This window comes from Planctomycetota bacterium (assembly GCA_033763975.1).
Classification (GTDB): domain Bacteria; phylum Planctomycetota; class Phycisphaerae; order Phycisphaerales; family UBA1924; genus RI-211.
In genome coordinates this window covers 30,389-56,155 of the sequence record JANRJM010000008.1, presented here as the reverse complement: position 1 = coordinate 56,155, position 25,767 = coordinate 30,389, and the positions used below count along the sequence as shown (strand labels likewise).

General features: G+C 70.7%; 22 protein-coding genes and 2 tRNA genes. 16 read left to right on the top strand and 8 right to left on the bottom strand.

Annotated elements, in window-relative coordinates; all coding sequences use genetic code 11:
• The first annotated feature begins 58 nt into the window (after positions 1–58).
• Positions 59–1,273: a phosphatidylinositol-specific phospholipase C1-like protein gene (locus tag SFY69_04940; GenBank protein MDX2131379.1), complete on the top strand. Its 1,215-nt coding sequence runs from the start codon at positions 59–61 to the stop codon at positions 1,271–1,273.
• Here SFY69_04940 and dapF read toward each other — a convergent pair.
• Positions 1,270–2,172 (bottom strand): diaminopimelate epimerase, encoded by a 903-nt coding sequence (dapF, locus tag SFY69_04935; protein MDX2131378.1) that lies wholly within the window; start codon positions 2,170–2,172, stop codon positions 1,270–1,272. The two genes, SFY69_04940 and dapF, sit on opposite strands and share 4 nt — an antisense overlap.
• Before the next feature lie 64 nt (positions 2,173–2,236).
• Here dapF and SFY69_04930 point away from each other — a divergent pair.
• The 3 genes from SFY69_04930 to SFY69_04920 all read left to right on the top strand — a co-directional run bounded on the left by SFY69_04930 (position 2,237) and on the right by SFY69_04920 (position 7,114).
• A tRNA-Arg gene (locus tag SFY69_04930) sits at positions 2,237–2,310 on the top strand.
• Between the two features lie 228 nt (positions 2,311–2,538).
• Entirely contained in the window at positions 2,539–3,390 is an 852-nt protein-coding gene (gene accD, locus SFY69_04925; GenBank protein ID MDX2131377.1) for an acetyl-CoA carboxylase, carboxyltransferase subunit beta, read from the top strand.
• A 163-nt stretch (positions 3,391–3,553) separates the two neighbouring features.
• The gene (locus SFY69_04920; protein ID MDX2131376.1) at positions 3,554–7,114 is read left to right on the top strand and encodes a hypothetical protein; all 3,561 of its coding nucleotides are present in this window, start codon (positions 3,554–3,556) and stop codon (positions 7,112–7,114) included.
• A gap of 27 nt (positions 7,115–7,141) precedes the next feature.
• Here SFY69_04920 and rpoN read toward each other — a convergent pair whose 3' ends face one another.
• Both rpoN and recR read right to left on the bottom strand, forming a co-directional pair.
• On the bottom strand, positions 7,142–8,692 hold the full coding sequence (gene rpoN, locus SFY69_04915; protein ID MDX2131375.1) for an RNA polymerase factor sigma-54: 1,551 nt from the start codon (positions 8,690–8,692) through the stop codon (positions 7,142–7,144).
• Positions 8,693–8,699: 7 nt separating this feature from the next.
• Positions 8,700–9,377, bottom strand: coding sequence for a recombination mediator RecR (recR, locus tag SFY69_04910; GenBank protein MDX2131374.1), 678 nt, complete (start codon positions 9,375–9,377; stop codon positions 8,700–8,702).
• Between the two features lie 52 nt (positions 9,378–9,429).
• On the opposite strand from recR, the gene SFY69_04905 reads away from it, so the two are divergent.
• Entirely contained in the window at positions 9,430–10,938 is a 1,509-nt protein-coding gene (locus SFY69_04905) for a glycosyltransferase family 39 protein (GenBank protein ID MDX2131373.1), read from the top strand.
• A 312-nt stretch (positions 10,939–11,250) separates the two neighbouring features.
• Here SFY69_04905 and SFY69_04900 read toward each other — a convergent pair whose 3' ends face one another.
• On the bottom strand, positions 11,251–13,143 hold the full coding sequence (locus SFY69_04900) for a lamin tail domain-containing protein (GenBank protein ID MDX2131372.1): 1,893 nt from the start codon (positions 13,141–13,143) through the stop codon (positions 11,251–11,253).
• Positions 13,144–13,445: 302 nt separating this feature from the next.
• On the opposite strand from SFY69_04900, the gene SFY69_04895 reads away from it, so the two are divergent.
• The 4 genes from SFY69_04895 to SFY69_04880 all read left to right on the top strand — a co-directional run bounded on the left by SFY69_04895 (position 13,446) and on the right by SFY69_04880 (position 15,449).
• On the top strand, positions 13,446–13,958 hold the full coding sequence (locus tag SFY69_04895) for a hypothetical protein (GenBank protein MDX2131371.1): 513 nt from the start codon (positions 13,446–13,448) through the stop codon (positions 13,956–13,958).
• A 62-nt stretch (positions 13,959–14,020) separates the two neighbouring features.
• On the top strand, positions 14,021–14,464 hold the full coding sequence (rnpA, locus tag SFY69_04890; protein ID MDX2131370.1) for a ribonuclease P protein component: 444 nt from the start codon (positions 14,021–14,023) through the stop codon (positions 14,462–14,464).
• Positions 14,461–14,748 carry a membrane protein insertion efficiency factor YidD gene (yidD, locus tag SFY69_04885; GenBank protein ID MDX2131369.1) on the top strand — a complete coding sequence of 96 codons (288 nt, stop codon included), beginning with the start codon at positions 14,461–14,463 and terminating at the stop codon, positions 14,746–14,748. The genes rnpA and yidD overlap by 4 nt, the downstream gene beginning before the upstream one ends.
• Before the next feature lie 98 nt (positions 14,749–14,846).
• On the top strand, positions 14,847–15,449 hold the full coding sequence (locus SFY69_04880; protein ID MDX2131368.1) for a TetR/AcrR family transcriptional regulator: 603 nt from the start codon (positions 14,847–14,849) through the stop codon (positions 15,447–15,449).
• A gap of 145 nt (positions 15,450–15,594) precedes the next feature.
• Here SFY69_04880 and SFY69_04875 read toward each other — a convergent pair whose 3' ends face one another.
• Positions 15,595–16,443 carry a sugar phosphate isomerase/epimerase family protein gene (locus SFY69_04875; GenBank protein MDX2131367.1) on the bottom strand — a complete coding sequence of 283 codons (849 nt, stop codon included), beginning with the start codon at positions 16,441–16,443 and terminating at the stop codon, positions 15,595–15,597.
• A gap of 284 nt (positions 16,444–16,727) precedes the next feature.
• Here SFY69_04875 and SFY69_04870 point away from each other — a divergent pair, with 284 nt between their 5' ends.
• Positions 16,728–16,985 (top strand): hypothetical protein, encoded by a 258-nt coding sequence (locus SFY69_04870; GenBank protein MDX2131366.1) that lies wholly within the window; start codon positions 16,728–16,730, stop codon positions 16,983–16,985.
• A gap of 45 nt (positions 16,986–17,030) precedes the next feature.
• The gene (locus SFY69_04865; protein MDX2131365.1) at positions 17,031–17,909 is read left to right on the top strand and encodes a tryptophan 2,3-dioxygenase family protein; all 879 of its coding nucleotides are present in this window, start codon (positions 17,031–17,033) and stop codon (positions 17,907–17,909) included.
• Between the two features lie 35 nt (positions 17,910–17,944).
• Here SFY69_04865 and SFY69_04860 read toward each other — a convergent pair whose 3' ends face one another.
• Positions 17,945–18,733, bottom strand: a complete 789-nt coding sequence (locus tag SFY69_04860; protein MDX2131364.1) for a sulfite exporter TauE/SafE family protein — start codon at positions 18,731–18,733, stop codon at positions 17,945–17,947.
• Between the two features lie 2 nt (positions 18,734–18,735).
• A complete protein-coding gene (locus SFY69_04855) occupies positions 18,736–20,004 on the bottom strand; it encodes a pyridoxal phosphate-dependent aminotransferase (protein ID MDX2131363.1) in 1,269 nt (422 codons plus the stop codon).
• 50 nt (positions 20,005–20,054) lie between these two features.
• On the opposite strand from SFY69_04855, the gene lnt reads away from it, so the two are divergent.
• The 5 genes from lnt (at position 20,055) to SFY69_04830 (ending at position 24,544) form a co-directional block, all read left to right on the top strand.
• Entirely contained in the window at positions 20,055–21,824 is a 1,770-nt protein-coding gene (lnt, locus tag SFY69_04850; protein MDX2131362.1) for an apolipoprotein N-acyltransferase, read from the top strand.
• Between the two features lie 188 nt (positions 21,825–22,012).
• Positions 22,013–22,963, top strand: a complete 951-nt coding sequence (locus SFY69_04845; protein ID MDX2131361.1) for a HEAT repeat domain-containing protein — start codon at positions 22,013–22,015, stop codon at positions 22,961–22,963.
• 174 nt (positions 22,964–23,137) lie between these two features.
• Positions 23,138–23,992 (top strand): hypothetical protein, encoded by an 855-nt coding sequence (locus tag SFY69_04840; GenBank protein ID MDX2131360.1) that lies wholly within the window; start codon positions 23,138–23,140, stop codon positions 23,990–23,992.
• A 23-nt stretch (positions 23,993–24,015) separates the two neighbouring features.
• Complete coding sequence (locus tag SFY69_04835) at positions 24,016–24,213, top strand: hypothetical protein (protein MDX2131359.1); 198 nt, start codon at positions 24,016–24,018, stop codon at positions 24,211–24,213.
• Between the two features lie 257 nt (positions 24,214–24,470).
• Positions 24,471–24,544 (top strand) — tRNA-Asp (locus tag SFY69_04830).
• Positions 24,545–24,879: 335 nt separating this feature from the next.
• On the opposite strand, the gene SFY69_04825 is transcribed toward SFY69_04830, so the two are convergent.
• Positions 24,880–25,677, bottom strand: coding sequence for an isochorismatase family protein (locus tag SFY69_04825; GenBank protein MDX2131358.1), 798 nt, complete (start codon positions 25,675–25,677; stop codon positions 24,880–24,882).
• Between the last annotated feature and the right edge of the window lie 90 nt (positions 25,678–25,767).

The following is a 25,767-nucleotide window of genomic DNA, read 5'->3' as shown; positions in this document are numbered from 1 at the left end:
CGTCACCCGATCGTCATTCCAGATCCGGATGCCCGTTCCGTCTGAAGGGAAAATGGCCATGCACACGCCGTGTACCGCCGTCTGGACGATGCTGGTCGTGCTCGCCTCCCTGCTCGGCGCGTGCGCCGCGCGTGAGGGCGCCCGGGCGTCGGGCGGTGCATCGGGCGGCGCACCGCATGCCGCGGCGTTCGCCGAGCCGTTCGGCGATCTCCGACTAAACCAGGTGCAGGTGATCGGCAGCCACAACTCGTACAAGATCGCGCCGGAGCCGGCGCTGCTGGCCATCATCGAGACCACGAGCCGCAATCAGGCGCAGGCGATCGACTACACGCACCTGCGCGTCGCCGACCAGCTCGCTTTGGGGCTTCGGAACCTCGAGATCGACATCTGCTACGACCCCGACGGCGGGCGGTACGCGACGCCCCTGGGCAACAAGCTCCTCGCGGCGAGCGGCGCGACGCCCAAGCCCTTCAACGCCGACGGCTCGCTCGACACGCCCGGGTTCAAGGTGATCCACGACACCGACTTTGACTTCCGCTCGCACCACCACGATTTCCGCGGGTACCTGGCCGAGATGCGCGCGTGGTCGGCGAAGAACCCGCGTCACGAGCCGGTGATCGTCACGATGAACTGCAAGACCGGCAAGTCGCGGTTCCCGGGGGGCGTCGACTGCGCGGACTTCACCGAGCCCGCGTTCGAGCAGCTCGACGCGACGGTGCGCGAGCACCTGGGCGAGGCGCACCTGTGCACGCCCGACCTCGTGCGGGGCGGCGCGGAGACGTTGGAGGGCGCGATCCTCTCGCGCGGGTGGCCGACGATCCGTGAACTGCGCGGGCGATTCATCTTCGTGCTCGACGAGGGCGGCGTGAAGCGCGAGCGCTACGTGCGCGGGCATCCGTCGCTGCGCGGGCGCGTGTTCTTCACGACCTCGGACCCCGGCACGCCCGAGGCGGCGATCCTGATCATCAACGACCCGGTGAAGGACCAGGCGCGCATCCGCGACCTGGTGTCGAAGGGGTACGTCGTGCGGACGCGGGCCGACGCCGACACGCGCGAGGCGCGGGCGGGCACGCGCGAGCGGTTCGAGGCCGCCAAGGCCTGCGGGGCGCAGGTCATCACCACCGACTACCCCATCCCCGATCGCAAGATCAATCCGGACTACATGGTGCGGTTCGACGACGGCGGGTTCGTGCGAGAGAACCCGGTGACGGGCGCAGCGGGGGCAACCAGGGCCGCCGGCGACTCGCGCATCGCGCGCGACGAGCCTCGCTAGCGCGGCCCGCGCCACTGGCCCGCGAACACGCGTTCCGCCGGGCCGGTCATGAAGACGTGCCCGCTCGCGCCGTCCCACGACACGCGGAGATCGCCGCCCGGCAGCGAGACGGTGGCCTGGCGGGTGCAGCGCCCGGAGATCGAGCCGGCGACGACCGCCGCGCACGCGCCGGTGCCGCAGGCGAGCGTCGCGCCCGCGCCGCGCTCCCAAGTGCGCACGCGCAGATGCTCGGTCGAGAGCACCTGCACGAACTGCACGTTCGTGCGGAGCGGGAACATCGGGTGGTGCTCGATCACCGGGCCGACGCGCTCCAGCGCCACGCGCGTGACATCGCCGACGAAGAACACGGCGTGCGGGTTGGGCATGTCGACGCGGACGAAGCCCTCGCGCAGGTCGCACGCGTCGGCCCAGCCGGACGCAGCGACATCGGCCCTGCCGAGCAGGTGCAGCGGGATCGGCTCTGGGCCGCCCGCGGGCAGAGCGGGAGCACCCATGTCGACCGTCGCGCCGAGGAAGCGCCCGTCGCGCGTCTCGACGTCGATCGCGTACGTGCGGTCGCCGACGTCGATCGTCAGGCGAAGCGGATGGGCAACACCGGCGGGGCGTAACGCGGCGGCGTGGGCTTCGACGAGGTGACGGGCGGCACAGCGGATCCCGTTGCCGCACATCCCGCCGTCCCCGCCGTCGGCGTTCACGATGCGCATGCGGGCGTGCGATCCCGGGCGATCGGGCGGCAAGAGCACCAGCACGCCGTCGGCCCCGATGCCCGTGTGCCGGTCGCACGCCGCGGGGGCGAGAGCGGCCCAGTCGACCGCGCTGAGCGCGGCGTCGGCGAGAGCGTCGATGAGGACGAAGTCGTTCCCCAGGCCGTGCACTTTCTCGAAGGGGATCGGGGTCACCGGGGAAGGTATCACGGGGGGCTGGACGCGGGGGTGGTGCCCGTGCCGCTAGAGTTTGTGCGAGGTCCCGGTAGCTCAGGTGGATAGAGCAGCCGCCTTCTAAGCGGCAGGTCGTGCGTTCGAATCGCACCCGGGACGTGTTGAGTCGGGCGTCGGCGTTCGCGCGACGGTTGTTTCCGGTGCGGACTGGCGACATCCGACGCGGCGCGAGCGAGGTCCTTGACGTTCGCCCTATGTACGGTCCTGTCGCGCGCGGCACCGTGGATGGTGATAAACTCCCGCTTGCCCGCGACGGAGCCGCGGGCGATCAGGGGCCGCCCCGCGGGGGCGAGACCCGGGCGAGAGAGACGGCCTTGGGGAGCATGCATGGCGAAGGGCGCCGACGCGACGACACGGACGTGGAGCGAGGTTCGCCCGCAGCGACGGGCGTCGATTCCCGAAGGTCTCTGGCTGCGGTGCGCGGGGTGCGCCAAGATGGTGTACCGCCGGCACCTGGAGGCCAACCTGCACGTGTGCCCGGAATGCGGGCTGCACAATCGGATCTCGGCGGCCGAGCGGGTGCGGCAGTTGGCCGATCCCGGCTCGTTCCAGGAGCGGTTCGCGGGGCTGACGTCGTGCGATCCGCTGGGGTTCCGCGACCTCAAGACGTACAAGGACCGCCTGCTGGCGGAGCAGATCAAGACCGGGAACACGGACGCGGCGAAGGCGGGGACGTGCTTCATCAAGGGCCGCGAGGCGATGCTGTGCTGCCTCGACCTCACGTTCATGATGGGGTCGATGGGCTCGGTGGTGGGTGAGATCGTGACGCGGAGCATTGAGCATGCGACGCGGGAGAACCTGCCGCTGGTGATCGTCAGTTGTTCGGGTGGCGCTCGGATGCAGGAGTCCGGGCTGTCGCTCATGCAGATGGCCAAGACGAGCGCGGCTCTGGCGCGGCACGACGACGCGGGCGGGCTGTTCATCAGCGTGCTGACCGACCCGACGACGGGCGGCGTGACGGCGAGCTTCGCGATGCTGGGCGATGTGATTTTGGCCGAGCCGGGGGCGCTGATCGGGTTCGCCGGGCCGCGGGTGATCCAGCAGACGATCCGCCAGGAACTGCCCGAGGGTTTCCAGCGGAGCGAGTTCCTGCACAAGAGCGGGCTGGTGGACCGGGTGGTAGCGCGGGCGAACTTGCGGAGCGAGATCGCGCGGCTGATCGACTACGCCGGGAAGTAGGCGTTTGGCGCGACGCGTTCGGACGGCGGGGCGGCCTGGACGCCCCGGCGTTCGGCTCGCGCGCGGCAACCTGCTGCGAAACTTGCGGTTGCATTTTTCGGCTGCGTGGGCGAAACTCCCGGCCGTCGGGGGGAGAAACCCGGCCCTGGTCGGAGGAGTTGCGATGCAATTCGGATCGATGGCGCGCACGTCGTGCGTTGGGTTGTTGTGTGCGCTGGCGGGGCGGGCGGCGGGCCAGCAGACGTTCTCGAACTACATCGGCCCAAACAACGGGCTGTGGTCGAGCGTGGTGAACTGGGACAACGGCGTGCCGAACGTCGCCACCGAGGTGCCGCTGATCCCGGGCGGGGCGATTGTTACGCTCGACACCTTCGTGACGGTCGACAAGGTCGGGGGCTCGCCGGGCTCGCGCATCAACGTGAACAACGGGGCGCTGCTCGGCGTCGTCACGCAGTCGGACGGCACGGGCACGACGGGGATCTTCTCCGGACGGACGATCGCGCTCAACACCATCGGCGCCGGGACGTACGTGCGGCTGTCCGGCGCGCCGGGGACGTACGCGGTGCACGGCCCGTCGGACGCGGTCATCGAGATGAACGGGCCGGCGGCGGTCATCGATGCGAGCTCGAGCGGCGTGACGCTCGTTAATCAGGGCACCATCCGGGGATCGGGGTCGTTCGGCGCGAACCTGCTGAACATCGAGAACTCGGGGTTCGTGCGCGCGACGCGGGCAGGCGAAACCCTGACCATTGATCCGGCGTCCACGTTCCTGAACACGGGGAGCATGACGGCGGAAGGGGGAACGCTCTCGCTCAACGCCGGGACGTACACGCAGACCTCGCCCGGCGAGATCGGGGTGGTGGGCGGGTCGGGCGTGGTGATGGCGAACGGTGGTGCGACGATCATCGGGGGGCGGTTCTTCAGCGGGCCCAACGGCACCGAGCGGATGGAAGTGCGTGGCGCCGTGTTCCGCGACTTCACGATCGAGGGGCGCGTGATCGTCCCGAACGGCAACATCATGTACCTCGAGAACGCGCTGCACGCGAACTCGGGGTCGTGCCGCCTGGAATCCATCGGCGCCGGAACGTACATCCGCCTGCTCAACAACGTCGAGATCGGCACGAACATGGCGTTCACGTCGACGAACTCGGCGGCGAACATCGTCGACGGGCAGGTCGTCGGGCTCACGCTGACGAACTCCATCGCCCAGGGCATCGAGATGGCCGGGCAGCTCGGCCAGAACACGCTGAACTTCGTGAACAACACGACGATCAGCGCGGCGGGCTCGGCGGGGCTGGCGATAGATCCGGCCGCGACGCTGGTGAACAACGGCACGCTGCGGGCGCTGACGGGCTCGACCCTCACGCTCAACCCGGGGACGTACACGAACACGAATCACTTCATCGAGGCGCAGCCCAACAGCACGGTGGTGCTGAACGCGTGCACGGTCGTGGGCGGGACCCTCAACACCGCCGGGCCGACCGGCAGCGTGACCCTCCAGACGTGCACGCTCCAGGGCGTGAGCACGAGCGCGACGACATCGGTCAACATCAACAACGGCAACCTCGCGCACGCGAGCGGAGGGCTGACGAACCACGGCACGATCAGCCTCAACTCCATCGGCGCGGGCACGTACCTGCGCGTGCTTGAGAACATGACGCTCAGCGGGAGCGGCGTCCTGTCGCTCTCGAACAGCTCGCCGAACATCATCGACGCGCAGGTCTCCAACCTGGTCCTCACGAACGCCAGCACGATCCGCGGGTCCGGACGCCTGTGCGACAACTCGCTGGCGCTCGTCAACTCCACGGGCCTCATCGAGGCGCAGGGCAGCGCGGGGTTGACGATCGACCCGCCGTCCGGTGGCTTCACGAACACCTCCACCGTGCGCGCGCTCACGGGTTCGTTGCTCTCCCTGGTGAGTGGATCGTTCGACAACGCCGGCGGGCTGCTCGAGGTCCAAGCCGGCGCGTCGGGCACCGTGACGGCATGCACCGTGACGGGCGGCATCGTGCGGTCGCTGGGCTCGGGCGTGTGGGTGCTCGGCGGCTCCAGCTCGTTCGGGGGCGTGACGTTCCAGGGGACCATCAACACCGTCAACGGGAACCTCAACTTCTTCACCGGGCCCATCGTGAACGAGGGCACGTACGGGCTCTCGTCCATCGGCGCGGGGACGTACCTGCGGGTCGGCGCGCCCGAGGTGATCATGACCGGCGGCGGGGTCGTGCAGCTCAGCAACTCGAGCGTGAACATCATCGACGCGCAGGTGGTGAACAACCGGCTCGTGCTCAACAACCAGACCATCCGCGGCTCGGGACGCGTCGGCGACAACTCGCTCGTCATCGTCAACAACTCGCTCATCGAAGCGCAGGGATCCGCCGGCATGGTTCTCGATCCGCCCAGCGGCGGCATGGAGAACAACAGCACCGTGCGCGCGCTCTCCGGCTCCTCGCTCACGCTCACCAACGGCGCGTTCGACAACGCCGACGGGCTGTTCGTCGTCGAGGCCGGCGGGTCCGGGCTTCTGACCGCCGCCACCATGACCGGCGGCGTGGTCCGCGCGATCGGCTCGGGCGTGTGGTCGTGGACGGGGAGCTCCGCCATGAGCGGTCTCACGCTCGAGGGCTCGCACTCGATCACCAACGGCAACCTCGTGTTCGCCCGCGGGACCATCGACAACCGGGGCACGCTCTCGCTCTCCAGCATCGGCGCCGGGACGTACCTGCGGATCGACACCCCGGTCGTCACGCTCATCGGGGGCGGCACGCTCCAGCTCTCGAACTCGGCGGTCAACCTCGTCGATGCCCAGGTTCTGGGGAACACGCTCGTCGTGCAGAATCAGACGGTCCGCGGCGCCGGGCAGATCGGGGCGAACACGCTCGCGGTTGTCAATCGCGGATCGATCATCGCCGATGCGACGAACGCGATCGTCATCGACCCGCCCGGCGCGAGCGGCGGGTTCCTGAACGACACCGGCGGGACGCTCCGCGTGCAGGGCGCGGGGGGGATCCAGGTCGTCGCCGGGCCGTTCGAGAACCGGGGCACGGTCCTCGTCGATGCGCTCCGCAAGTTGGACCGCACGTCGGACGCGTATCTCCAGACCGCCGGCGTCACCCGGGTGTACGGCGAGCTCGAGGTCGATAGCGATGTCTGCACGATCAACGGCGGACGGGTCGAGGGCACCGGCGTGCTCGACAGCAACACGACGAACAACGGCGGGGTCGTCTCGCCCGGCGACGACGTGGCGCCGGGCACGCTCGCGATCCAGGGCACCTACACGCAGGGCGCTGGGGGCACGCTGGAGGTGCAGATCGGCGGGGCGCAGGCGGGCGCGTTCGACGTGCTGAGCGTGAGCGGGGCCGCCGCGCTCGGGGGCACGCTGCGGGTGCGGCTGGTGTTCGCGCACCAGCCCTCGCCCGGCAACACGTACGACATCATGACGATGGCGTCGCGGAACGGCACGTTCGCGATGGTCGACGCGCCGGGCTTCCAGGTCGACTACTTCAACACGTTCGTGCGGCTGACGTACATCGCCCCGCAGTGCGACCCGGACTTCAACCAGGACGGGAACGTGGACCAGGACGACATCGACTGCCTCGTGCAGGCCGTCGCGGGCGACACCGGCTGCTCGGGCGCCGACCCGGACTTCAACCGCGACGGGAACGTGGACCAGGATGACATCGAGGCCCTGACGGTGGTGGTCGCCGGCGGGCAGTGCCCGCTCTAGGTCGGACGACGACGCCCTGCGCCGGGCCTAGAACGCCCGGCGCAGGCGGGCGGACGGGATGTTGAGCTGCTCGCGGTACTTGGCGATCGTGCGCCGCGCGATCTCGATGCCGCGTTTCTTGAGTTCGGCGACGAGCTGCTCGTCGCTGAAGGGCTTGCGTCGGTCCTCGGCGCTGATGACGTCGCGCAGGGCCTCCTTGATGGCGTCCCAGGCGACCTCCGCGCCCGCGTCGGTCGTGACGCCGCCCGAGAAGAACTTGCGCAGCGGGAGCACGCCCCGCGGGGTCGCGATGTACTTGTCGGCGACGGCGCGGCTCACCGTCGCGACGTGGATGCCCAGTTGTTCGGCCAGCAGCGTCATGGGCAGCGGGCGCAGGGCGTGCATGCCGAAGTCGAAGAACTCGCGCTGCGCGTCGACCACCGCGCGCACCACGCGGAGCAGCGTGTGCCGGCGCTGGCCGACGGCGTCGAGCAGCCACTGGGCGTTCGACAGGTTGGTGCGGAGGAACTCGCGGTCGCGCTTGTCGGCGCCGCGGTCCTTCGCGAGGCGGGCGTACTCCTGGTTGATCCGCAGGTTCGGCACGCGCGCGTCGTTCAGGTAGGCGAGGTAGCGGTCCTGCACCTCGTCGTACTCGACGATGGCGTCGGGCGTGATGGGGGGCGGCGAGTCGTCGACCAGGCGGCGCGCGGGCGACAGGCTGAGGCGCCGGAGGAGCGCGATCGTGTCCTTGACGCTCTCGAGGGGCAGGCCGGTCTTCTCGGCGATGCGCGGGAGGCGGTTGTGCGAGATGTCGTCCAGGTGATGCTCGACGATGCGGCGCGCGTTCGAGAATGCACCCGCCGGCCAGCCGTGCTCGTCGGATTCCTCGAGGGCGTCCAGCTGCAGCAGCAGGCACTCCGCGGGGGTGCGCGCGCCCACCCCCGCCGGCTCGAGCAGCAACTGCACCGCGCCCAGCGCCCGCTCGCCCTGGGCGAGCGTGGCGCCGACGCTCTGCGCGACCACCTCGAGCGGCGTGCGCAGGTACCCGTCTTCCTCCAGGGTCGAGATGATCGCGTCCCCCAGCACGCGCAGCTCGGGCGAGACGTCCACGAGCGCCCACTGCCGGCGCAGGTGGTCGTGCAGCGAGAGCGAGCGCGCCGGCGCCCCGGCGATGGCCAGCGCCCGCGCGTCCGGCTCGTCGGACGACGACCGCGTGCGCGGGCCCATGTCGCTGGGCAGCGAGCCCACGTCGGGCGCGTCCGCGCGGGTCAGGTCCTGCACGTACTCGTTCTCGACGGCGTCCGGGTGCGACTGCTCGTACGCGTCGAGGCGCTCGAACTCCGCCGCGTTCGATTCGCCCGTGATCTGCAGGGGCCCGTCGTCGGATCCTTCGGGGCGCCCCTCGTCGGGCGGGGCGTCGGACGGCGCGTCGCTCCCGCCCTCGGCCACTTCGAGCGTCGGGTTGCTCTCCAGTTCCTGCTGGATGCGGGCCTCGAGCTCGGCCTGCGACATCTGCAGGATCTCCATCGACTGGATCATCCGCGGCGCCAGCTTCATCTGCTGGCCCATCCGCAGGCTCTGGGAGGTCTCGAAGCGCATGCGGCCCCTAGAGGACGTTCTGGCGTCCGGTGATGGCGTCGGCGAGCACGGCCTTGTTCGCGGTCTCGAGCGACTGTCCGCTGGGCAGCCCGCGGGCCAGGCGCGTCACCGCCACCCCGCGCGCCCGCAGCGCGTCGGCGAGGTACAGCGTGGTGCCGTCACCTTCCAGCGTCGGGTTGAGCCCCAGGATGACCTCCCGGACCGCGACGCCGCCGGGGTTGCGCTCCGGGTGATCGAGGCGCTCCAGCAGCGACGGGATGGAGAGCTCGTCCGGGCCGATGTCCTCGAGCGGGCTGAGGCGTCCCATGAGCACATGGTACAGCCCGCGGTACATCCCCGACTGCTCCAGCGCGATGAGGTCCTTGGGCTGCTCCACCACCAGCACGCGCGTGCGGTCGCGCCGTTCGTCCCCGCAGATCGCGCAGCGAGACGCGTCGGACAGATGCCAGCACACGTCGCAATGGCGGACGTCGGACTTCACCGCGTCGATGGCGCGCGCCAGCGCGTGCGCCGCCGCCTCGTCCGACTTCAGCACGTGGAACGCCAGGCGCTCCGCCGTGCGTCGGCCGATGCCCGGCAGGCGGGCGAAGTGGGCGACGAGGTCGTCCACCGCCTTGGGGTACGCCGCGTTCGACCCGGCGCGGGGCGCCGAGCCGGTCGATCGCCGAGAAGCGGGGTCGCCCATGCGCGATCCTATGGGCGTCGTGGGCTTCGCGGGCGCCGGGTACGATCGACCCGTGCCATGGGGACTGCTCACGCGCGCTGCCTCGACGCCGCCGCCCGTGCGAGCGGGGATTGTCGTTGCTGTGTGCGTGCTGCTGTTCTTCGTGGGGATGGGGCGGTCCGGGCTGTCGGGCAGCGAGGGCTTCCGGGCGATCCCCGCGTGGGAGATGCTGCGCTCGGGCGACTGGTCGGTGACCACGCTCTTCGGCACGCCCTATCTGCGCAAGCCGCCGGGCATCGTGTGGGCGATCGCGTCGTCGAGCGCGGTGCTGGGTGAGACGGAGGTCGCCGCGCGCCTGCCGTCCGCGATCGCCGCGACGCTCGCCTGCCTGCTGGTCTGGGGCGCCGGCACGCGTTGGTTCGGGCCGGTGCCGGGCGTGGCGGCGGGGCTGGCGATGGGCGTGGTGCCGGTCGTGTGGATGCCCGCGCGCAGCGCGGAGATCGAAGCGCTGCACAACCTGCTGGTCCTGAGCGCGGCGGTCCTGATCGTCGATCGGCTCGCGTTCCGCGACGCGGTCGCCTGGCGCGGGCGCGCGCTCGTCGCGGGCGGGCTCGCCCTGGCGAGCGCGGGGATGCTGCTCACCAAAGGGCCCGCCGGGTTCCCCGCGCTCGCGGGGCTGGTCGTGGGGGCGTGCATCGCCGGACGGGGCGTGCGCCCGCTGCGCGCCTGGGACGCGTGGGCGGGGCTCGCCTTGGGCGCGGGCGTGTTCGCCTGGTGGACCGTCGCGATGCGCGAGCGGATGGAGCGCCTGCCCGTGCCGCCGGTCCTGGAGGACGCCGATTTTCTCTGGCGTGCAGGCAAGGAACTGGACGTGGCACTCCTGGTGCCGGCGGCGCTGGCGGGGGCGCTCCCGTGGGCGATCGCGCTGCCCTTCGCGCTGCGCCGCGGCACGGGCTCGCCCGCGGATCGTGCCGCCCTGAGCGTGAGCGCGGGCGCGATCGCGGGCCTGGCGTGCTACGCGATCCTCGGCGTGGACAACCCCCGCTACGCCATGCCGAGCGTGGTGCTCGTCCCGCTCGTGTACGGGGCGGCGATCCGGCGGCACGCCGCCTCCCGCGGCGCCGAGCACGCCTGGGGGCGCAGGCTCCTCCTCGGACGCCCCCTCGTCCCGCTCGGCTTCATGACCTTGGTTGGCGTCTTCTACTGCCAGTGGTACGAGCATTGGCGCCAGGTGCGCCACAGCGGCCGATCCGCGGCCGTGGCGCTCGCCGACGTCCTTCCGGACGGCGCGAGCGTGGTGGCCGACGAGCTCCTCGACACCCGCCCGGAGATGCTCTGGTACGCGAGCCGGGAGAAAGAGCACCGCGGGGGACGGCTGGACATCGCGTGGGTGCCGGGCCTGCCCCCGAACGCGGTGCCGGCGCACGCGTACGTGCTGCTGCGATGCGACGCGCTGCCGCGGCTCAACCGTCCGCCGGAGATGGAAGTTGTTGCCGGCAGGAGAGATATCCAAGACCGCCCGGTAGAGCACCGGGGGGCGGTGCACAAGTTCGAGTACGAGCTTCGGGGCCCCGTTCGGTAAGCGTGCGGAACGAGATCCGCCAGCCGGGCCGTGCGCCGGATCAACGCGGAAAAATCGTGAAAAGGGGTAGGCGCGGGCGCGCGGATCAGTAGGCTACGAGCAGGTTTCCGCTCGCACCGACTCGCGGCGTTGCCGTTGCAGTCCTAGACAGCAGCCCACGGAGAGAGGGGCTGCTGTCTGTGCTTTTGGACCGGGCGACCGGGTCAAAGAAAACGCCCCGGGCTCGGGGCCCGGGGCGTTCGTGCGATCCGTCATGTGAAAGATTCGGGCGAGGCCGGCGCGGGTGCGTCGGGCTCGTCGAGCGATGCGATCTTACGGGCAGGGCGCGCCGGCGACGACCTGCTCGAGGGCCGCGATGTCGTCCTGATCGACGTTGCCGTCGCGGTTGAAGTCGGGGTCGACCGAGGAGCAGGTGGGATCACCCGCGACGACCTGCGCGAGGCAGGCGATGTCGTCCTGGTCGGAGTTGCCGTCCTGGTTGAAGTCGGGGTCGCAGGGCGCGCCGGTCGACTCGGCGAAGACGACGAGCGAGGGCCCGCGCCAGGTGTTGTTGGTGCGGCCGGCGTAGGTGGCGGCGGCGATGGCGTCGTTGGTGTTGACCAGGAGGGTCAGGGTGGTGTCGCCCTGGTTGGCCTCGGCGCCGACCGCGAGCATGGCGCTGTTGTTCATGGCGGTGCTGTTGAACATGAGGTACGACTCGATCTTGCCCGAGCCGATGCCGTCCGGGCCGGTGCCGATGTCCTGGGTGAAGGTGTAGTTCGTGACGAGGTCACGGTCGGTCCAGTCGGTCTCGAAGTTGGCGTACAGGCGGGCGGGGTTGACGGAGCTCTGCACCGTGATGTCGAGCGCGTCGAGGTCGGTGTAGTAGAGCTGCATCGAGTCGTTCAGGCTGGAGAACGTGAAGGCGGCGTTGGCCTGCTGGAGGTAGAAGTACACGCGGTTGACGGTCCAGCCGCCCGGGAAGGCGGCGTCGAGCTGCGCGAAGAGCGGGGCGAGGTCGAAGCGAACGGCGCCGTACGAGGCGAAGTTGCCCAGGCCCGAGCCCTCGATGTTCCAGAAGTTGTTGCCGTTGCCTCCGCCGCGGATGCCGGTGGGCTGCACGGTGGCGTTCTCGATGGTCTCGAGGGCGAAGCCGCCCTCGCACTGATCGATCGTGCCGTTGAAGTCGGCGTCGGTGGCGATGCCGGTCTTGATTTCATAGCAGTCGAGGACGTTGTTGGCGTTGCAGTCCTGGCCGGCGCCGGGGGTCTCGCAGGAGTCGAGCAGCCCGTTGCTGTTGCAGGAATCGAGGTAGGGGGTGCTGGCGATCTGGCAGGAGTCGAGCGTGCCGCTGCTGTCGCAGTCGAGCGCGGGATTGGCGGCGATCTGGCAGGCGTCGAGCGTGCCATTGACGTCGCAGTCGAGGGCGGGGTTCCCGGCGATCTGGCAGGAGTCGATCAGACCGTCCGAGTTGCAGTCGAGGGTGCCGCCCACGCCGCCGGAGCCGCCCGCGGCGTCGATCTCGACGTTGTCGCAGACCTGGTTGCCGTTGCAGTCGATGCAGGTCGGGCAGGCGATGCCCGGAGACTGCGAGTTGTAGATCGGGACCGAGCCGACGCCCGCGGTCGTGAAGTCGGCGGCGTCGCTGCCGGTCTCCTGGCAGCGCTCCGCGGAGAGGCGGACGATGGAGGTCGTGGCGCCGGTGCCGGAAGGGAGCAGGGCGTACGAGCCGTCGTTGCAGGAGGGCACGCTGCCGGGGTTGCCCCAGGTGACGAAGTTGATGATCTCGGGGCGGGTGCAGTCGTTCACGTTCAGCGAGGTGGCGATCGAGACCAGGGCGACCTTGCCGGCCGTGCCGCTCATGTTGAAGCTGCCGGCGGAGGAGGGATTGAGATCGGGCGTGGTGGGCAGGGGCGAGCCGGCGGTGCCCGTGGCGCCACCGATGAGGAAGAAGCCGTTGGCGGGGATCACGGTGCCCGCGGGGATGACGAGCAGCGTGGCCGAGCTGCTGGCCCAGTTGCCGCCGGCCGAGGCGTACTGGAGCGACCAGCCGCCGGCGGGGACGGTGACCGGAACCGACGCGGTGTTGCGCAGTTCGACGAAGTCCTGGTTGAACGGGGCGCCTGTGTTGCCGCCGCCGCCGTAGACCTGGCTGATCAGCACCTGCGCGCTGGCGGAGCCGGCGCAACAGACGAGTGCGAGCAGACCCATGACCGTCTTCTTCATGACATGATCCTCTCTGCGTGGGGTTCGATCGAACCCCCGCGCCGACCGGGGACACTCCCCGAGGCGCGGGGTGCGCAAGCGGCGGTACGCGCACGAACATCCCGACAGAAGCGTGGCCTGCCGTGGCCGATGTCCTGGTGAAACCGACGGGCGCGTAGCCTCCTCCGCCTTAACAATACGAGTCGGGGCTGCCGAGTCAACGATTCGGTCGGCGAACCGGGTCCATCTTGACGCGAAACTTGCGCTGTGGTCGGATCCTGGACTGTATGGGTCATCCGCCCGCCCGAGCCGATAATGGGGGCGTGACGGAAACCCCTGTACGCGAACGACGTGTCGACCCCGGCTGGCTGTTCCTCGTGGCCGGCCTGGGGCTCCTCGGCGCCACGGTGCTCATTCCCGCGGCGGAGGATCTCGGGCGCGCCCGGGTGCAGCGCGACCGCGCCCTGGCGGCGGAGCAGCACCGGCTCGACCGGCTGGCGCGGTACGAGAAGTTCCTGGCCGAACTCGAGAATGGCGAGCCCTCGCTGGTCGTCGCCCTGGCCGAGCGCCAACTCAACCAGATCCCCGAGGGGCGCGAGCCCATCCCCGGGATGTCGGGCACGCGTGCGGACCAGGACCTGTCGATGTTCCGCGGGCTGGAGCCCCCGCCCTTGCAGTTACCGGAGTACCGGCCGAGCGAGTCGTACCTGTCGCGGTGGACGGCGAGCCCGCGCGGGCGGATGCTGCTCGTGCTGGCGGGGGGCGTGTGCGTGCTGGTGGGGCTCATGCCGCCGAGCCGCGGGCGTGTGGACGTGGCGGGGCGGCCCGCGACGTGAGCGCCCGCATCGGGGCATGTCCTGTGGTGGGATGCGCGGCCGGTGCGGCGTAGGCTCAGATCGTGACGCGCGCCATGGATGTGCAGGCGGGTGCGGGGGAGAACTTCCGGCTGACGCCGCGGATGCGGCTGCGCCACGCGCGCCAATACCAACGCGTGTACGACGGCAAGGCCCGGGCGTCGCGCGGGCCCATCACGGCGGCCGCGGCGCCGAACGGGCTGACGTTCTGGCGGCTGGGCATCGCGGTGGGGCGGGGCGTGGGCAACGCCGTGGAGCGCCACCGCGTGAAGCGGATGCTGCGCGAGGCGTTTCGGCTCGGGCAGCACGACCTGCCGCGGCGTGCGGACGGCGGCGGGTACGACGTGGTGCTGGGCGCGCGGGCGCACAAGGCGATGGAGTTGCGGGCGTACATCGACGCGGTGCTCGAGTTGGCGCGCGGGCTAGATCGGCAGTGGGCGCGACGCGAGGCGAAGGCGAACGCGCCGGGCGCGGGAGACGGCACGTGACGGCGCGCGGGTGGATGATCGCGCCGTTCGTCGCGGGCATCCGGCTGTACCAGTGGACGCTCGGATGGCTGTTCGGCGGGCAATGCCGCTTCTATCCCTCGTGCTCGAACTACGCGCTCGAGGCGTACCGCGTGCACGGCGTGGCGCGGGGCACGTGGCTGACGGCGCGCCGGATCGGTCGGTGTCATCCGCTGGGCGGGCATGGGTATGACCCGGTGCCGGTGCCGGAGCGTGACGGCGGAGCCTCGCGGCGAGTCGGGGCGGACATTCGGCGCGATCCGTAACGCCGCGACAACCGGGGCCCCCGCGGGCACGTACGGCTAATCTAGGTTCCGCAGGTGTGTGCGGCGGACGCGGGGCCGGGGCGGCACAGGAGACGCGGATGGGACGGTTGCCGGCGGACAAACGACGCGAGCAGTTGCTCGACTGCGCGGCGGACCTGTTCGCGAACCGTGGGTACGCGCGCGCGACGACGGCGCAGCTGGCGAAGGCCGCGGGCGTGACCGAGCCGATCATCTACCGCCATTTCAAGAGCAAGCGCGACCTGTACGTGGCGCTGATCGAACGGACGGCGAAGCAGACGCTGAAGCACTGGCAGCAGCGGCTGAGCGATGCGACCGACCCGGCGGAGCGGCTGCGCCGGGTGCTGGCCGAGAACCCGATGGTGAGCGAGGAAGGGCGCGCGCCGTACCGGGTGCTGCTGCAGGCGATCACCGAGGTGGACGACCCCGAGATCCGCAAGGCGGTGACGAATCACTTTCAAAACCTGCACGGATTTCTCGCGAAGGAACTGAAGCGGGCGCAGGAGGATCGCAAGAGCCTCAAGGCGTTCTCGCCCGAGCTCATCGCGTGGACGCTCATCCACGTGGGGCTGGGCTACGGCGTGCTCGAGGCCCTGGGTGTCGAAGGCCAGGGCACCGACCCCCGCGGCGGGCACGTGCAGGGCCTGATCGAGCGGCTCGTGGTGGGGAAGCAGGCGGAGTGATGCGGTGCCCGCACCGCTTCGCGGTGCGACTGGGGGTCGGCGCGTGACCCGGGGGTGCCGCTTCGCGGCGACCCCCGGCTACTAAACACCGCCGCGTGGCGGCGAAGAGTGGGACCAACCCAGCCGCGTTGCGGCGAAGAGCGAGTTACCGCGCCGACGTCGCCGGGCGCGATGCGGGGGACGCCCACTCGAAGAGCGTGCGGGCCGATCGTGCGAGGACGGCGTCGGCATCGGGCGAGCCGGGGAACCAGGCGCCGTCGTACTCGTGCACGAGCCAGCCGGTGTACCCGGCGCGGGCCAGGTCGGCGACGTGGCGACGGCAGTCGAGGTCGCCCTCGCCTAGGGCGCAGGGCACGCCGTCCTTGAAGTCGCGCACCTTGACGGTGAGGAGGCGGTCGCCCAGGACGTTGACGGCGTCGGCGGGAACATCGCCCGCGCGGACGCCGACGGCGAGGTTGTACGCGACGCCGAGGAGCGGGCTGTCGACGAGGTCGATGATCTCGGCGAGGTCGGCGGCGCGGTTGAACGAGCCGCCGTTCTCGAGCACGAGGCGCACGCCGCTCTTGTCGCAGTGGTCGATGGCCTTGGCGAGTCGTCGGGTGATGCGCCCGAGGGCGTTGGTGCGAGACTCGTTGCCGATGACCTCGAAGGCGAAGACGCGGACGAGGGGGCACTCGAGTTGGACGGCGAGGTCGACCGCGCCGGTGGTCTCGCGGACGGAGCGTTCGGTGTCGAAGAGCTGCCCGAGCAGCGGGGGCGTGATGGGCTCGTCGTAGCGGATGGAGGTGGCGAGGGAGACGAAGCGCACGCCGCTCTTGGCGAAGAGCGACCGGACCTTGGCGGGCGAGGTGAGGGCGGGGTCGCCGGCGATGGCGGAGGAGCCGTGCCCGAAGGTGCGGAACTCAACGCCAAGGAACCCCCAGGCGTCGGCGCGCTCGGCGATGCGCGGGAGCGTCCAGGCGGGGAGGGCGACGGTGCTGAAGGCTGGCTTCATGGGGTATCCGGGCGGGAGGGGCGAGCGGGGCAAACGCGGCAGAAGGATACGGGCGCGGTACGGATGCTACCGGGGCGGGGCGCGGGGTCAACGCCCGGGGGCGGCGGGCGGTCCGGGAACCGTACCGATGGGAGCGTGTCGAACCTGCTTGTCGCGGCCGAATGGCGTGCGCTGCCTGCGCACGCGTCAGGCGCGGCGCGGCGGGGCGCACGAGCCGAAAACACAGCGTGCGGCGTGGAGGATCGGGCGGGGCCCGGTCGAAGAGAACAGCGGCAGGAGGCCGCGTGGCGAGGGGTCGGGACATGCTGAACGTCGCGAACTGGTCGAAGGGGCGCTGTGTGCGGCTTGTGTCGCGCGGGCTTCTTGCGGCGGGGGTGCTGGCGAGCGGCGGGTGCGTGACTTCGGGAGCGCGCGAGCGGTACCAGATGGCGCGGGTGGACGTGGTTCGCGGGGAGCCCGGCGACGGGACGCAGCGTCTGGCGATGTGGCCCGCGTTGTCGCAGGATCGCGCGTTCGCCTGGGTGGGGACAAACGCGGAGTAGCCCGGGCGCGGTGCGCGGGGCGGGCGGGGTTCGTACGCTGGTGGTATGAGCGAACCACGCGTGCCGCATGAGCGTTCGACGGGCGGGGCGGACAGCGGGCTGCTGACGGACCTGCACGGGAAGCTGGACTACGGGACGTACCTGAACCTCGAGCAGGTGCTGAGCGCGCAGCGCCCGCTGTCGACGCCCGAGCACCACGACGAGCTGCTGTTCATCATCCAGCACCAGACCACGGAGCTGTGGTTCAAGCTGATGATCCACGAGCTGCGGAGCGCGCTGGGGCTGATCCGCGCCGACCGGCTGGACTCGACGTTCAAGATCCTGGCGCGGGTGAAGCACATCCAGAGCCAGTTGCTGAACCAGTGGAGCGTGCTGGCGACGCTGACGCCCAGCGAGTACGTGCAGTTCCGCCACGTGCTGGGCCCGGCGAGCGGCGTGCAGAGCTATCAGAACCGGATCATCGAGTTCATCTTCGGGCGCAAGGACGCCCGGATGATGGCGGTGTTCCAGCACGCGCCGGCGGTGTACGCGCAGGTGAAGGCGGCGCTGGAGGCGCCGAGCCTGTACGACGAGTTCCTGCGGTACCTGTCGCGCCGGGGGATGGACGTGCCGCGCGAGGTGGTGGAGCGGGATGTCACGACGCCCCACGCGGCGCACGCGGGCGTGGTGGAGGTGTTCCGCCGGATCTACGAGCGGCCCGAGCAGGCGTGGGACGCGTACGAGATGGCCGAGAAGCTGGTGGACATCGACGAGGCGCACGCGATGTGGCGGTACCGGCACCTGAAGGTCGTGGAGCGCGTGATCGGGAGCAAGCGAGGGACCGGCGGGACGGCGGGGGTCGGGTACCTGCGCCAGATGATCGATGATCGGCTGTTCCCGGAGTTGTGGGACGTGCGGACGGAGCTGAAGGAAGCCGGGCGGTAGCCGGAACAGGGGCGCGGCGCGGACGGTCGGCGAGTTCAGATGATGCCGGCGCCCAGCAGCAGGGCGATCACGCCGAGCATGACGCCGACGGTGACGCGCAGCGCGCGGATGGTCACCTTGTGCAGCAGGCGGGCGCCCAGCAGCGAGCCGGCAAAGGCGGCGACGCACGCCGCGACGACGAGCGGCCAGCGATCTGCGTGCACGATGGCCCGCGCGTGCCCGCCGGCGGGGTCCGAGGCGTAGACCGCGAGGCGGGCGACGTCGACGAGGCAGGCGCTGGCGACGCCGGTGCCGATGAAGGCCTGCTTGGAAAGCCCGCAGCGGATGAGGAAGGCCGAGCGCAGCGCGCCCTGGTGCCCGGAGAGCCCGCCGAAGAACCCCGAGACGGCGCCGCCGAGCGGGAGGAGTCGGGGCGGGAAGGCGAGGCGGTCGAAGGACGGGGCGAGCTCGACGACGGCGAAGGCGAGCATGACGGAGGCGACGGCGAGCTTGACCGCGGAGATGTCGAACGTGCGTGCGTCGATGCGCCACGACGCGAGCGGGGGGGTATCAGCGAGGGTGGTGAGGAGGAGCGCGCCGCCGAACGCCGCGAGGATGGCGGGGAGGGCGAATCGCAGCAGCACGCGCCGGTCGGCGTGCCTGCCGACGATGGCGAGCTTGAAGAGGTTGTTGGCGAGGTGGACGGCGGCGGTGGCGGCGACGGCGGCCTCGACGGGAAAAAAGAACGCGAACGCGGGGAGCAGGAGCGTGCCGAGCCCGAACCCGCTGAAGAACGTGAGCGAGGAGGCGACGAGCGCGACCGAGCAGACGAGGAGGTAGGCCACGCTCAGCCCGATCGCAAGGCGCCGAGGAACTCGGCGAAGCGGTTCATGCCCTGTTCGATCTGCTGTTCGGAGCAGGCGAAGGAGATTCGGAGGTGGTTCTTGCCGCAGCCGCCGAAGTCCTCGCCCGGGACGAACGCGAGGAGCGATTCTTCGAGCAGCGCCTCGGCCATGTCCATCGCGCAGCGGATGGGGCGGCCCGCCTTGGAGGCCTTGCCGAAGTGGGCGGAGACATCGGGGAAGGCGTAGAACGCGCCGGTGGCGGGCGTGGTGCGGATGCCCGGGAGCGCCGAGAGGCGCCGGTTGATGAGGGCGGCGCGTGCGGCGAAGGCGTCGCGCATGCGGGCGGCGTCGGCCTCGCAGCGGCGGAGGGCCACGGGGATGGCGGGGTACGTGAAACTGGTGTTGTTGGTGGAGATCTGGCCCTGCAGGGTCGCCATGGCCTGGATGAGGCGCTTGCCGAAGTCGCCCGACGTGCCGGTGTAGCCGATGCGCCAGCCGGTCATGGCGTACGCCTTGGAGAGCCCGTTGAGCGTGACGGTGCGCTCGGCGATGTCGGGGACGCTGCCGATGGAGAAGTGCGGGACGCCGGCGTACGCGATTTTCTCGTAGATCTCGTCGCTGAGCACGACGAGGTTGGGGGCGATGGTGCGGGCGGCGTCGGCGACGACACGCGCGATGGCGCGGAGGTGGTCGGGCGGGTACATCGTGCCGCACGGGTTGCTGGGCGAGTTGAGGATGAGGACGCGGGCGTTGGGCGTGATGGCGGCCTTGATCTGCTCGGGCGAGGCGAGGAAGTCGGTCGCGGGCGTGGTGGGGATCTCGACGACGCGCCCGCCGGCGAGTTCGGCGATGGGCGCGTAGCTCACCCACGCGGGCACGGGCAGCAGGACGTCCTGCGGGGCGTCGCCCGGGCGGGGCTCGTCGAGCAGGCAGTGCAGCGCAACGAAGAGCTGGTGCTTGCCCCCGGCGCCGATCGCGACGTGGTCAGCCGTGCAGTGGGGGATCGCGTTCTCACGCGTGAACTTTTCGGCGATCGCGGCGCGGCTTTCGGGGTCGCCCAGCGTCGGCATGTACTTGGTCTGCCCGGCGCGCAGGGCGGCGATGGCGGCGTCCTTGATCACGTCGGGCGTGTCGAAGTCGGGCTCGCCGGCGGCGAACGACAGCACGTCGAGCCCCTGGCGCTGCATGGTCTTTGCACGGTTCATGAACGCGACCGTGACCGAGGGCTTCAGCGACTTGACGCGGCGAGAGATGTCGAGCGATGTGGGCATGGCACGCGCAGGATACGGCGGCGGAACGAGGGACTACGCTCGCGCACGCGATGAAGGCATCGGGCGCCAATCTCGGGCGGGAAGGTCTCGGGCGGGCCAGTCTCGGGCGGTGGGCTCGGTCGGCGGGCGTGCCCCTGCTGTGCGGGCTGGGGTACGGCGCGGCGATGGTGGGGGCGTCGGCGCCGCTGTCGTGGTGGGGCCTGTCGCTTGTCGCGATCCTGCCGCTGGCGTGGTGCGCGTGCAGGCCCGGGGCCCGGCCGGTGCGCGACGGGCTGCTGGCGGCGGTGGGGGCGACGCCCTACTGGTTCATCACGCAGGCGTGGGTGCGCGAGATCTCGGAGTTCGGGTATTACCCGATGGCCGCCCTGCTGTCGCTGCTGGTTGGGCTGTTCGTCGTGCTGCTGTCGTGGGAGAAGCGGGTGCTGCCGCGGGTGCCGTGCGTCGTGGCGGGGCCCTTGCTGTGGACGGGGCTGGAGTACGTGCGGGGCGAGATCATCGTCGGCGGGTACGCGTGGGGGTTTGTGGTGCACCCGTTGGTCGATGCGCCGCTGGTGCCGGAGATCGCGTCGGTGGGGGGCGTGTACCTGGTGTCGCTGCTGGTGGCGGCGATGGCGGGGTTCGTGGTGGACCTTATTCATGTGCGAGCGGATGCGCGGAAGCGGTTCGTTCGTGAAGTCGCATTTGTCGGCGGGCCGCTCGGCGTGTGCACTGCGGGTCTTGCCGCGATCTTCGCTTACGCACCACAGGCAGATCGATCGGTGCGGGTGGCGGCGGTGCAGACCAACGTTCGCCAGTCGATCAAGATGGACTGGACGATCGGCGAGGAAGCGCGGGACATGGCGCGGTTCGCGGCGTTGACGCGCGAGGCCGCGGCGCACGGGGCGGAGTTGATCGCGTGGCCCGAGACGATGATGCCGGGGATCACGCTCGAGCCCGAGGCGCTGCGCGAGATGCGCCGGGCGGGGCTGGCGTTCCGCGACGAGGAGACGGGGACGGACGTGGAGGCGTGGGGGTTCGCGTATGCGGCGTTGGAACTGAGCCGCGAGGTGGGCGTGCCGCTGCTCATCGGCGAAGAGGCCCGGGTTGGGTTCCGGGTGGGCGAGGGCGCGACGGGGCGCGTCGAGATGACGCAGGCGAAGCGGTTCAACAGCGTGTACCTGCTGGAGGGTGGCGAGATCAGCGCGACGCGGTACGACAAGATCCACCTGACGCCGTTCGGCGAGGTGATGCCGGTGGTGCACCGCTGGCCGGGACTGCAGCAGGCGGTGCTGGATTTCGGCGCGCGGGGAATGCGGTTTGATCTCGACGCGGGGCGAGAGCGGACGGTGTTCACGGTGCCGGTGCGCGACGGGAACGTGCGGGTGGTGACGCCGATCTGCTTCGAGGTCTCGGACGCGCGGCTGTGCTTGCAGATGGTGAGCTTAGAGGGATCGTCTCGCGACGCGGACCTCATCGTGAACGTGACGAACGACGGCTGGTTCGGAGCGAGCAAGGCGGCGCGGGCGCAGCACTTGGACCTCGCCCGCTGGCGGTGCGCCGAACTGCGCACCCCGATGCTGCGCGCGGCGAACACGGGAGTCTCAGCGCTCATCGACGCCCGCGGGCAGATCGTGCGCCCGGCGGTCGATACGCGGGCGTCGCCCTTTGATTCCGAAGGCATCGTGGTGGGCACGCTGGAGGTCGGGCCCGGCGACAGCCTGTACGCCATCGTGGGCAACCTGACGGGGCTTGCGACGTTCGGCGGCGCGGCGGCGCTCATGGTCGTGGTGGTGGTGCGGGCCCGACGCGCGAAGCGAACCGCGAAGGCGGTCGCGCGGTAGTGGGGAGTGCGGCGGCACGGGGGCGACGGCCGATATCCGATGCAACGCAGAAGGGGACGGCTATGCGGGACGGACTTGTAGCTTCGTGGCTCGCCGGCGCGTGCGTGTTGGGCGCCGGGGTATCGGGGTGCGAGAGCGCGGGGCGGGCGCCGGGCCCCGGCGGTGGCAGGCCGGCCGCGAGCGCCGCGGTGACCGGCCCTGAAGGGCAGCCGGCGAAGCCGAATCCGATCGGGCAGTCTGCGCTGCGCGAGCGCGCCATCGAAGCGGTCGAGACGCTCGCCAAGAGCACCGACGCGCAGACGCGCGCGAACGCGGTCGAGGCGGCGTCGTACGTGCCGGCACGCCTGTCGGACGTGATCGCTCGGGGGCTGCGAGACGCATCGCCCGGGGTGCGGTCCGTGGCGGCCATGGCCGTCGGTCGCACGGCGATGAAGGATCTCGCGCCGCAGGTCACGCCATTGATGGCCGACCCGAGCCCGACGGTGCGGGCGTCGGCGATCTTCGCCCTGGCGAAGTGCGGCGTGGACGTCGACCGCTCGCCGCTCGCGCGGTTCCTGCTCGAGGACCCGTCGGCGTGGGTTCGGCGGCACACGGCGTTCGTGCTGGGCGAACTGGGGGATCCGAGCGCGATCCCGCTGCTGCGGGCGGGTGCGGCGGGGTCGTCGCTGACGCCCGACCAGGAAAAGGCGCTGCACCTGCAGATCGCCGAGGCGATGGTGAAGCTGGGGGATGCCGATGCGCTGCAGGTGTTGCGGGCGGCGCTGTACCCGTCGCGCCCGGAGGAACTGGAGGGGACCGCGCTGGCGGTGCAGATCATCGGGCAGGTGCGGGATCGCGAGTCGATCGACCCGCTGATCCAACTGGTGGAGTTCAAGGACCGCGCCGGGCAGCAGTACCCCGCGGAGGTGCGTCTGGGCATCGCGGCGGCGCTGGCGGGCATGGGCCTGCCGCGGGGTGGGTACGTGGCGGATGAGTACGTGGCGAGCGAGAACCCGGTGCTGCGTGCGCAGGCGGCGTTCGTCTACGGGGAGATCGCCGACCGGGCGAGTTGGGGCAGGCTCGACGAACTGATGAACGACGCGGATCCGCGGGTGCGGGTGGCGGCGGCGGCGAGCGTGCTGCGGTCGGCGAGGCGGTGAGGCCAGGACCGACCAAAGGCTGAACGAGTTTTCCCGGGAGGGCGGTTTGACATTGCCCCCCGAGTTTGTGTATCACTAGGGTTCCGGAAGGAAGCGTGGAGGTCGTCGTCCTCGCGGACGATCGGCGTCTGCGCATGCCGAGGGATTTCGGCGCCGGTTCCACAGGAGTCGCCCGTGCACGTTCTTACCAAAGCGTTTGTCGTTCTTGCCGCGGTGCTCAGCATCGCGTTGTCGGCCCTGGTCATCGCGTACGCGGTGAACACGGACCAGATCGCGACGGACTACCGGCAGGCGAAGCTGCTGGCGGATTCGGCGCAGGCGCGTGCGACGGACGCGAACACGCAGGCCGAGGCCGTGCGTACGCGGCTTAGCGCCGAGAACCGCACGCTCTCGACCGCGCTCGAGGAGAAGGACAACACGATCCGCCGCATGGAGGCCGAGATCGCGACGCTCCGCACCGACAAGATGCGGGCCGAGGCGGCGCGTCAGGCCACCGAGAACCAGATCAAGGAACTGGGCGAGACGACCAAGACGCAGGCGGCGATCATCGACAGTTACCGGGGTGAGAACAGCACCCTGCGGACCAACGAGCTCTCGTATCGCCAGCGGGCGCTCGAGATGGAAGCCCGCCTGGCCGACCTCGAGAGCCAGCGCGAGGTGCTCGACCAGCGGTACCGCGCGATCATGGAGCAGTTCACGGAACTCAAGCGCACGGCCGAGGGCGGCGCGCGCGTCGGCGCCGCCAGCGCCGGCTCCATCGATCAGCCCTACTCGTACTCGGGCCCCCGCATCAGCGGGCGGGTCGAGGAAGTGCAGAACGAGAGCGGGAACCAGTTCGCGCGGGTGAACGTCGGCACGAACGATCGCGTCGCGAAGAACATGAAGTTCGCCGTGATCCGGGGCGACGCCTTCCTGTGCAACCTCGTCATCACGCAGCCCGACATGCGGTGGTCGGTCGGCCGCGTGGAGACGCTGGGCAAGGACGTGAGCGTGCAGCCGGGCGACCTGATCGTCAGCCGCGTCGACTGAGCCCCACCGGGAAAGGACTCGCCATGAGCCAGTTCGGGATGCAGATGGCCGGTGGACGCGTGCGGCGAGGGAACTCGCCCGATGTCTACACCGCGCTGATGGTCGTCGCGTGCGTGTTCCTCGTCGCGGCCCTGGTCGTGATGTTCCAGGCCGGGGGCAAGGTCGGCAAGGGGGGCAGCCCCTTCGGGCTGCAGCAGAAGGGCCAGATCGATCTGAAGTGATCGGCGGCGTGCCCGCGCTCGGCCGTGCGGCGGGTTCGCACGCCGCGGGTGCCTCGCTCGGCGCATCAGCGCCGCGTGGTTCCCGGGCCCGGCGGCCGATGGACGGCCCCGCGAAGCCGGCGTCGGGCCGGGCGAGAAGGGAGGAACGACGGGCGGGTGGCCGCGGCTGCGAAGGCCACGCCGCTTGACCCGGGCGGGATAAAGTCTACGGTAGTGACCCGCGACGCCTCGACAGCGTCGCGTGATCGGGACAGCTTGGGGCGGTAGCTCAATTGGTTAGAGTACCGGACTGTCGATCCGGTGGTTGCGGGTTCGAGTCCCGTCCGCCTCGCTTGATAACCCCTGCTTCGGCGGGGGTTGTTTGCTTTTGGAGAGCGTACCGGGGCAGATCGAGTTCGGCGGAGCGTCCGCTCTTCGGTGATACCGCGGCTCTGGTGTCCTTTTGCCGAGCTGTCGGCGGTTGCCGTCGCCTCCGCACCGCGACAGGAAGGAAGTCCGCGATCGACTTGACGGCGATCGGAGGTGGTGGCGTGACGCGCATCATGGGGACGGCTTTCGGCCGGCTCGATGGTGCGCGTTGGGGCACGGCGGCGCTCGGGACCGAGTCGCTCGAGCAGCATCGGGAGCGTCTGGAGGGCGCGGGGCTCACGACGAACCAGGGCCTGCTCACTTGGCCTTGCGTGCGGCGTCCTGGGCGCGCATGTAGCTCTCCATCGCCGCCTTGTAGTGCGGGACGACCTGGGTGTAGATCGCGCCCCACGCGCCGGCGTCGGGGCGGTTCCAGGTGCGCTGGAACTCGCAGAGCACGGCGTTGGTGCTGACGGGCGTGATGCCGGCGGCGGACAGACGGGCGATCGTCGTCTGCGACGCCAGCACGCTCGGGTCGCCCGAGGCATCGGTGACGAAGTAGACCTTGTACCCGTCGGCGTGCGCCTGCAGCGCCGGGAAGGCGACGCAGACGCTCGTCCAGACGCCGGCGATGACGAGCGTCTTGCGGCCGGTGGCTTCGACGGCCTTGACGAAGTCGGCGTTGTCCCAGGCGCTGATCTCGCCCTTGCGCGGGACGTATGTGGCGTAGTCCTTGAACGAATCGAGTTCTTGCATGATGGGGCCGTTGGGGCCGTCGGGCTCCGAGGCCGTGTAGATGACGGGCGCCTTGCCGAGGCGGGCGATGTTGGCGAGGGCCACGGTGTTGCTGCGGAGTTCGGCGAGCGGCACGTCCTTGACGGTCTGGAAGAGGCCGGTCTGATGGTCGAGCAGCAGGACGACCGTGTCGTTGGGGTCCAAAAGCACGGCGCGAGCGGCGGGCGAGGGCTGGCGCGTGATGCCGGCGATCGGGGCGCTCGTCCGGGTCGAGGGCTGGGACTCGCGGGCGGATTCGCCCGAGACGCCGGCGGCGATGGCGAGGCCGAGCGCGGTGACGCACGTGGCAAGAACAGTCACTCGGGACGCGATGGGATGCATGGTGGTTCTCCTTGCGCAGGGGGTTTGGGTGAAGCGGGGTGACGCGGGGGCGGATACGGACGGATGTGCCGCCGGGTGGGGTCGGGCGGG